This is a genomic window from Pedobacter sp. 01T416_2 (genome assembly GCF_056398925.1).
This window is the reverse complement of the sequence record NZ_JBFTQI010000188.1, coordinates 1-8,540: the sequence shown is the minus strand read 5'-3', so window position 1 is coordinate 8,540 and position 8,540 is coordinate 1. Positions and strand designations below refer to the sequence as shown.

Sequence of the window (8,540 nt, the reverse complement as noted above, 5' to 3'; positions counted from 1 at the left end):
ATGCTGAGGATCATGAGCTACATCAAACAGCTCATTAAAATTGGCAATAGATCCAAAAAACAAGGGGCCAAATATTTCGTAGGTTTTTACACCACTGGCATCGATATGTTTACTGGCACGTATCCGTTTAGAACTTTCCCAGGCGAAAACAAGTGCCGAAATAATTACACCTATTAATACCGCAAGTGCCAGGTTATGCAGCCAAACTGTAATTACAGCCACCAGAATCCCAATGATAATATCCTGCGAAGGCATTTTATTAATCACTTTAAAGCTCATCCATTCAAAGGTGCCAATGGCTACCATCATCATTACACCAACCAAAGCCGCCATGGGTACGCGATCTATTACCGGAGCGCCTACCAAAATAATAACCAATATAGTTAAGGCAGCAATAATGCCCGATAACCTTGCCCTCGCACCTGCCGAAAGATTAACCAGTGTTTGGGCAATCATTGGGCAGCCGCCCATGCCAGTAAAAAAGCCGTTTGCAATATTGGCAATTCCTTGAGCAATACTCTCTCTGTTCCTATCGCCTTTGGTTTCTGTAATTTCATCAACCAGGTTCAAAGTAAGCAGGCCCTCCGTTAAGCCCACACCTGCCATAATGAGCGAATAAGGAAAAATGATCTTCAGCATATCCAGATTCAACGGCACTTTTGGAATATGAAATGGAGGAAACCCGCCATTTACTGAAGCAATATGTTTAACCAGTTTGGTATCAATTCCAAAACATAAAACGATAAGAAAAACCACAATAATAGCCACCAGCGAGGATGGAATGGCCTTGGTTATTTTAGGGAGAATGATCACTATTGCAACGGTGAGTAATACCAAAGCCAACATGATATATAAAGGGGTACCGCTCAACCATTCTATTCTGCCGTTAACAAGGGTTTTGAACTGTTCCAGCTGCGACATGAAAATAATAACCGCCAAACCGTTAACAAAGCCAAACATTACGGGCTGCGGAACCAGTCTGACGAATTTCCCAAGTCTAAACAGTCCCACCATAATCTGGATTACACCTGCTAAAGCCACTGCCGCAAAAACAAATTCTATACCCTGGGTTTTCATTAAGGCGATGAGCACAATCACTGTTGCACCTGCCCCACCCGAAACCAAACCTGGCCTGCCACCTAAAACAGCCGTAACCAACCCCATAATGAAGGCGGCGTATAAACCTGTTAAAGGAGGGAAACCTGCAAGAATAGCAAATGATAACGATTCGGGGATCATCGTCATGGCCACCGTTAAACCCGCAAGAATTTCAGTTTTATAATTTATTTTCTTAGAAAAATCGAAAAGTTGCAGGTAAGGTTTCATCATTTAAATTATTAGCAGTTGCAAATATCTAAATTATGGGAACATTAGTGCTATAATAAATATCGGCGCTGAATAAGTTTAGTATCAGCGGGACTAATAAATATTTATAAAGGGATTGCAAATCTATAGCACCTGGGTTCGGATTGCAAATCTGATCAACCTGGCTAAAAGACAGAAAATGTAAGTTGGATGATGGAATTAATTTTGCGCTCATTTTCGACATCTGCGGGACAAATAAATAACAAAAAAACGGATTGCAAATCCAGATCAACGGTAAAGATTAGAAAACTAACTCGGGATAACTTTTTTGCGTTTAAGTTCGTCAAACAGATCAAAAAACATTTTTTCAGTATCGATATACTCATGGAAGCCCAATCGTCTTGCTTTGGTACCGTCTGAGAAGAAATCGTAATCCCAAGAAAAAACAAAGTCGCCAAAGGCCCATGAAGATACTTCTCCATAACTGTGTTTGACTAGGTTATGTTTTTCCTGCAGTTGTGTCCACAAAGCCGATTTATCAGCCATTACGGTTTGCAAAGGCATTTGAAGTGGAGAGGCAGTATCCATTTTAAAATAAGCTGCAATTTTAGGCCAAAGATCGTTCCATCGGACCAAATCACCATTGGTTATATTAAAAGCTTGATTGGCACATGCCGGGTTGGTGGCCGCCCATACCGTTGCTTTTGCCAATAATCCAGCATCTGTAATGTCTAAAAGCTTATCATATGCTCCTAATTTGCCAGGAAAACGCAAAGGCAGACCTAGTTCTTTCGATATGGATGCATAAACTGCAATTACAGAAACCAAATTCATTGGATTACCCAATGCCGTACCCGCAACCACAGATGGCCGGAGTGCAGACCAGCTCCATTTTTTTCCCTTTTGCTGTGCTTCAAGAAACTGTTGCTGATCTACATTAAATTCCGGGGGCATATGTCCACCGTCGCTTTCTTTTGCCGGTGTTTTAAAAGGGCCGTAATGCGCTCCGTATACTTTATAGCCCTGCATTAAACTGATGTGCTGTAAGTCTTTTGCAGTACCTTCAATGGCATTAACCACATTCACAAGCATCGCCAAATTAGATACTACCAACTCCGCCCATGTAGGTTTATCCTGATATGCGGCATAAAAAACATGTGTTACTTTAGTTAAGAGGCTCAATTGCTTCTTGCTGTCCTCTGGGTCCAGCAGGTCTACAGAAATGTACCTCGTTTTATCTTTATCCAGCCCACCCCGACGCGATAAACCGATAATATCCCAATCACCAAGATTTTCTAAGTGGCTGATTAAATTACTGCCAATTACCCCATTTGCACCCACAACCAACGCTGTTTTACTGTTATTCATCTCTTTTAATTTAAATTGATTCACATAACGCAAAGATCCTGACAAACCACAGATATGTTTTTGTAAAATAGTATGATATTTTTGTATAAATCTATCATGAAGCGATACATCCAATTTCAACCTATTGTTATTTCAGAATTTGAAGTAAGCAAGTGGCAGCACCCCTTACATCGGCACAACCATTATGAACTGATTTACATTAAAAAAGGATCTGGCCAGCATATCATTAACGAAATCTCCATTGCTTACGAAAAAGGAAATCTCTTCTTAATTGGTCCGGATGATGATCATCGTTTCGAAATTGAAGAAAAAACTCATTTCATTTATATAAAGTTTACCGATATATTCATTCATCAAAAAGAGGTTAACTCAACGGGCTTGCAATACCTGGAATACCTGATCAAAAGCCGTGAAACACATTTTACAGGCTTTAACTTTACGGCAAACGATCAGTTGATTGTTGAAAACATCATTGCACTTATCTTATCGCTCAATATAAACATGTTGCAAAATGAAGCTTTAATCTGGACCCAGATCTTAGTGCTTTCTGATATTATGCAGCGCAATATGCCCGAAATCAAAAATAGCGCGCAACGCTCGAAAGACATCCAAGCCATCTTCTGTTACCTGCACAAATACATTTACCAGCCTAAAAATTTAAAAGCGAATGTAATGGCGGCACATTTTAACCTTTCAGAAGACTATATAGGGCCCTATTTTAAAAGAAATACAGGTATAACCTTACGCCAGTATATCCACAATTATCGTCAGAATTTAATTCAACAGCGAATAGAAAGCGGAAGATTTGGATTGAAACAAATTGCGGAAGAATTTGGCCTTGTTGACGAAAGCCACGTAAGTAAACTGATGCGAAAAGTCTGAAAGTATGTAAGATGGATTAGTTTGAAGTCTATGCTGCAGAAGAAACATGCCTTTGTGTGCTTCGTGCCTTGGTTATTGGATGGAAAATGTAAGATGGGTGATGGAATTGGTTCTGCGTTCATCTTCTAGATCTGTGGAATAAATAATTAAAAACGAATTGTAAACCCTTAGCATTTAGGTCTGGATTGCAAATCCAGACCCGCTACATTATTTAAACAAACTTTTTTCATCTACCGAAAAACCAAGCTCAATAAAACTCTGTGTAGACCATTTAATTTTGAGTGGAGCGCCTGTATCTTTTATGGTTTCTTTACTCACATCCTTACCGGTTCCATAATTGATCTGTGCAAAAGGATTTTTATCAATATTGAGCATTAAAAGCAATCTGCTCCCTTTTTGCAGCTGCTTACTGAATACTCTCGATCTATAAAAAGGTATGGTTTCTAACTTCCCAGGTTTAAGCAAGTTTCTTTTACTCATATCGTATGCGTAACTGGCTCTTCCTAAATAATAAGAGAGCTGAAAATATTCGCCTGAGGGCGTAACTTCATAAAGAACCAGGCCTACGTCCATATCCTTTTTATTGATGATGGCTTTAAGCTGTCCCTCTAGCGCACCTGATACTGAAACGGCTTTATTAAATGGCTTCGTAATAAAAAACAGTCCATTGGATCTGTCGATTTCTTTTTTGATGATCGGATCAGGGTAATAATCATTGTAGAATGTGGTTCTGTCTGCCAGATCAACCTGTTGATGCATAAAAACTTGTTCAGCTGGCTTTTGCTGCGATAACAGCATCGTTCCGTTTATACTATCCAGATAAAACCGGATACGGTGATCTTCCATTTTTGCCAATGAAGGAGCATGCTTCCACTTATTTGCGCCCATGACCTCATAATTGATCTTATCTTTTATCAGTGTGGGTTTCTTTCCGCCTTTAAGAATATAATCGAGCCATTGGAAAGTGATTTCGCGGGTATTGATTAGTGCTATTGAATCTACCTCATAGTCCCTCAGCTTGGCTACTCCACCTATCTGCGATCCAAAATGATCATAAGGGCCTATAATTAAATAATGTTCGGCCGAGGGGTTATACTTATAATGTTCGCGCAGGTATTCCAATGCCGAAACCTGTCCATCATCATAGTAGCCGGTAATACTAAGTACTGGAATATTAATGTGTTTAAATTCTTTACCATAAGGCACCATCGACTGCCAGTAGGCATCGTAATCGGGGTGACTAAGCCACTTCTGCAATAATGGATTTGGTGTGCCGTCAATGCTGTCGATCTTATTGTAAGCAGCCCCACTTTCCCACCAGTTATTCCGCATCCTGCGCCAACGGGCATTGTCGTTATTCACAGCATCATCCGTGTATTTGTTATTGGTGATGTAAAATGCCCATTGATAATTGGCTGCTAAAAAAACATTATTTTCCATGGGTAAGCCAAGCCCTGGAATTGCAGCTACATAAGGTACAATGGTTTTAAGTGCCGGATGCAGGTGCTTGGTGGCAGCCCATTGTGCAAAACCAGAATAACTTCCTCCATACATGCCAACCCTGCCATCGCTCCATGATTGATTGATGATCCAATCGATAACCGCATTCACATCCTGTGCTTCATGCTCATAAGGTTCGGGCCTATCGGGACTGAGCCGTTTCCCTCTGGCATCAGCAACAATGCCTACATAACCATGATCGGCAGCGTATTTGGCTTCCATCAAACTTCTATTGGTGTTGGAATAGATAAAATAAAAGAGTGCGGCAGGTAATTTCTGTCGCATACCTTTTTTCCTCACCACTACAGCAGATAAAGTAATGCCGTATTTTGTTTTAATCATCACGCTATCGTTGATGATATAATTAGTGGTATCGGGTAAGGTTAGTTTTTGCTGTGCAAAGGTTTCAATGCCCATTACGAGGCATAGCGCAGCCATACCCAGTTTTACTAAGTTTATTTTCATGATCAAAAAATTATAATTTATGTTTTAATGAGGCTCCGTAATTTAACAGCCTGCCGTTCTGATATTCTGATTAAATTTCCCGTTTTAAGTTCTACAAACATCCCCTCATCATCTTTTTTTACCGAACTGATGTAGTCGAGGTTAAATAATATACTTCTGCCGGCTCTAAAAAATCTTTCACAATCGGGGTTATCTTCGAGTTTGTTTAATGAGGTTTTGAGCAATACCTGTTCTTGCCCGAAAAAGAGCCTGGCGTAATTCTCTACCGACTCGATCAGATGCACATCTTTCCATTTAATGAGGTGGTGTTTGCTCCTATCCTTTATAAAAACAACGGCTCCATTATTCGCACCGATCTTTTCTATGGCTTTATCCATTGCACTTTTAAAGCGTTCCTCCCGTATGGGCTTCATCAGGTAATCCATGGCGCTTACTTCAAAAGCCTGCAACGCATAACTGTCGAAAGCGGTTACAAAAATCACCTGCGGCACATGTACCAAATTCTCCAACAGGTCGAAACCCGAACGGCCAGGCATCTGTATATCCAAAAAAATCAGGTCGGGCTTTAAAAGTCCGATAAGTTGCTCGGCTTCATCAGCATTGGCAGCCTCACCCAATACCGTAACCTGCGGATAGCTTTTTAACATCCTTATCAGTTCCTGCCTTGCGCCACGTTCATCGTCAATAATCAGTGTTCTAATGTTGCTCATCTGATTGGGATTTTAATTTCGGCGCAAACCTTTTGCTCCATTTCATACAGGCTGAAAGATGCATGGTGCTGGTAACTGAGATCGAGCCGTTCTTTCAGGTTCTGCAGTCCTATGCCTGCCACCGTTTTATTTGGTTCCAACTTGCCAGGGTTTAAAACACGGATGCTTACCAATCCATTCTGTTCGTTAATTATTACCTCAATCTTCCCACCCTGCTTTTCTAATGCAACTCCATGTTTTACCGCATTTTCTACCAATGTTTGAATGCATAAGCGTGGCACCATCAGCGCAGAGAGCGAAATATCGATATCCAAATCGTATTGTAATCTTTCTTCCATCCTCAAACCTTCTAACTCCAGGTAATCTTTCACCAGGTCTATTTCTTCATTTAACCTGATCAGCATGGCGCTGCCTTTATACAATCCACTGCGCAACAGTTCGCTTAGCAGATCGATTGCCCTACCCGCTGCATCGGGCCGGGTATATACCAAAGATTTTATGTTATTGAGTGCATTGAACAAAAAATGGGGATTTAACTGAGCAGAAAGATTATCCAGTTGCGACTGTTTAAAGCTAAGCTCCAATCTGGCATTTTCTACTGATAACCGCATTTCCCGTTTTGCGTAGTGGTAAAGGTGATAGGCTAAAAGCCATATGGCCATTAAGCGGATACCAGCAACAAAAATACCTACTGCATTTAAACTAAAAAAATCAGCAAACGACTGGTGTGGGTGACTTAGAAACAGTAATCTCACCAGGTACAACTTACTAACCGTAATTATGGTATAAAAAATACCCATTACCGGAATAACGATCAGCATCCGCCAGATCAGTTTCTGAAGCGCCAGGTCATGCCAATGGTTTTTATTTGCAAAATTACGGTACAAATGGGTAATCAAAATGTACATGACCACATCCGAAACAAACTGTACAACAGCCATATCGAATCTGAAATTACCAGCTGCAGACCAACCTTGAAATGCCCAATACAAAGCGGCCACACACCAGCCAATTAGCTGACATTTCCAATAAAGCGATATGTAGGGTTTCTTTTCCAAAAATTTTCTGTTCCAAACAAAGCAACGAAAACTAATTTTAAGAAAAAAGATAAAGTACAGGAGCGTAGGATTTTCGGGGATGAGTGGTTCTTTTAGTCAGGAGTCGGGTCAGAAGTCCAGAGTCTATCGTGCAAAGAAACAAATATGCCTTTATGCGCGCTGTGCCTTAGTGGTTTATAGGAAGAAAATATAGGATGGAGATGAGGCTAGTCCGAAGTCTGCAGTCAGAGGTCCGAAGTCTATTATGCAAAACAAACAAACTCAGCTTCGTGCCTTGGTGGTTAGAGGATGGAAAACGTAATAGATGGATAACGGAATTGATTCTGCGCCAATCCTCTATATCTGCGGAACAAATAAATAGCTAAAAACGGATTGCAAATCCGTAGCACTCGGGGTCTGGATTGCAAATCCTGACTAACAATAGTACGAAAACATCAATTTACCAACTGCTTTTTAAATGTATTCGGACTAATACCAACCTCTTTTTTAAATAAACGCGAGAAATAAGAAAGGTTCTCAAATCCCAATGCATAAGCAATCTCCGAAACCGATCTATTTTCACCGATCAAACGGTTTTTTGCTTCAGATATCAGGTAAATATGGATATGTTCTAAAGCCGTTTTTCCACTTTCCTGTTTTAAAACATCTGTTAAATAACCTGCCGAAATGTTTAAACGCGCTGCCATATCATGCACTGATGGCAAACCTTTAGTAGCCAATAATCCATTGGCAACGTATTTATTTATTTCTTCATTAAACCGGGTTACTGTTTTGCCCGAAATTTCTGTACGGTTAAGAAATTGCCTTTTGTAAAAACGTTGACTGTACTTAAGCAAAGTATCTACGTTGGCCAAAATCAATTCGCGACTATATTCATCCTGGTTGTTTCGGTATTCGGTTTCAATTTTATGATACAGCTCCCATACTGTGCTTTCTTCACTGGGCGAGAGATGTAGCGCTTCGTTAGTTTCGTAATCGAAGTAGTGGTATTTTTTAATGGTATCATGCAACATATGTCCATTCAAAAAATCTTCATGAATAAAAATCAAAAAACCATCCTCCTCCATCTCCAGGTTTTTCATTTCGATTACCTGATTGGGTTTAAAGAACATCATCGAACCGCTCTCGTGGTCGTATTTTGTACGTCCATAAAGGATTTGTCCTGCAATAATCTTTTTAAAACCGATCATATAGAAATCGCTCGTAAACTCCCGGTCGCCCATGGTACACCTATGGTCGCATTTGTAAATGC

At 40.3% G+C, this 8,540-nt stretch carries 7 protein-coding genes; 1 reads left to right on the top strand and 6 read right to left on the bottom strand.

Annotated features, from left to right (window positions below; translation table 11 throughout):
• Nucleotides 1–1,326 (bottom strand): SulP family inorganic anion transporter (locus AC1DPQ_RS10220; protein WP_477609114.1); only part of this gene is annotated, 1,326 nt, incomplete at its 3' end.
• A gap of 288 nt (nucleotides 1,327–1,614) precedes the next feature.
• On the bottom strand, nucleotides 1,615–2,673 hold the full coding sequence (locus tag AC1DPQ_RS10215; protein ID WP_477609112.1) for an SDR family oxidoreductase: 1,059 nt from the start codon (nucleotides 2,671–2,673) through the stop codon (nucleotides 1,615–1,617).
• Nucleotides 2,674–2,769: 96 nt separating this feature from the next.
• Here AC1DPQ_RS10215 and AC1DPQ_RS10210 point away from each other — a divergent pair, with 96 nt between their 5' ends.
• Nucleotides 2,770–3,555, top strand: coding sequence for a helix-turn-helix domain-containing protein (locus tag AC1DPQ_RS10210; protein WP_477579687.1), 786 nt, complete (start codon nucleotides 2,770–2,772; stop codon nucleotides 3,553–3,555).
• A gap of 207 nt (nucleotides 3,556–3,762) precedes the next feature.
• Here AC1DPQ_RS10210 and AC1DPQ_RS10205 read toward each other — a convergent pair whose 3' ends face one another.
• From AC1DPQ_RS10205 to AC1DPQ_RS10190, 4 genes are all read right to left on the bottom strand, one after another.
• A complete protein-coding gene (locus AC1DPQ_RS10205) occupies nucleotides 3,763–5,520 on the bottom strand; it encodes a CocE/NonD family hydrolase (protein ID WP_477579688.1) in 1,758 nt (585 codons plus the stop codon).
• Between the two features lie 17 nt (nucleotides 5,521–5,537).
• A complete protein-coding gene (locus AC1DPQ_RS10200) occupies nucleotides 5,538–6,230 on the bottom strand; it encodes a LytR/AlgR family response regulator transcription factor (RefSeq protein ID WP_477579689.1) in 693 nt (230 codons plus the stop codon).
• Nucleotides 6,227–7,288: a sensor histidine kinase gene (locus tag AC1DPQ_RS10195; RefSeq protein WP_477579691.1), complete on the bottom strand. Its 1,062-nt coding sequence runs from the start codon at nucleotides 7,286–7,288 to the stop codon at nucleotides 6,227–6,229. The genes AC1DPQ_RS10200 and AC1DPQ_RS10195 overlap by 4 nt, the downstream gene beginning before the upstream one ends.
• Nucleotides 7,289–7,722: 434 nt before the next feature.
• Nucleotides 7,723–8,540: helix-turn-helix domain-containing protein (locus tag AC1DPQ_RS10190; protein ID WP_477609110.1), on the bottom strand; the 818-nt coding region annotated here is incomplete at its 5' end.

Bases quoted from the DNA above. Each gene is read 5' to 3' on its own strand.
- AC1DPQ_RS10210 (WP_477579687.1), top strand. From the start codon at position 2,770: ATGAAGCGATACATCCAATTTCAACCTATTGTTATTTCAGAATTTGAA.
- AC1DPQ_RS10215 (WP_477609112.1), bottom strand. From the start codon at position 2,673: ATGAATAACAGTAAAACAGCGTTGGTTGTGGGTGCAAATGGGGTAATT.
- AC1DPQ_RS10200 (WP_477579689.1), bottom strand. From the start codon at position 6,230: ATGAGCAACATTAGAACACTGATTATTGACGATGAACGTGGCGCAAGG.
- AC1DPQ_RS10205 (WP_477579688.1), bottom strand. From the start codon at position 5,520: ATGAAAATAAACTTAGTAAAACTGGGTATGGCTGCGCTATGCCTCGTA.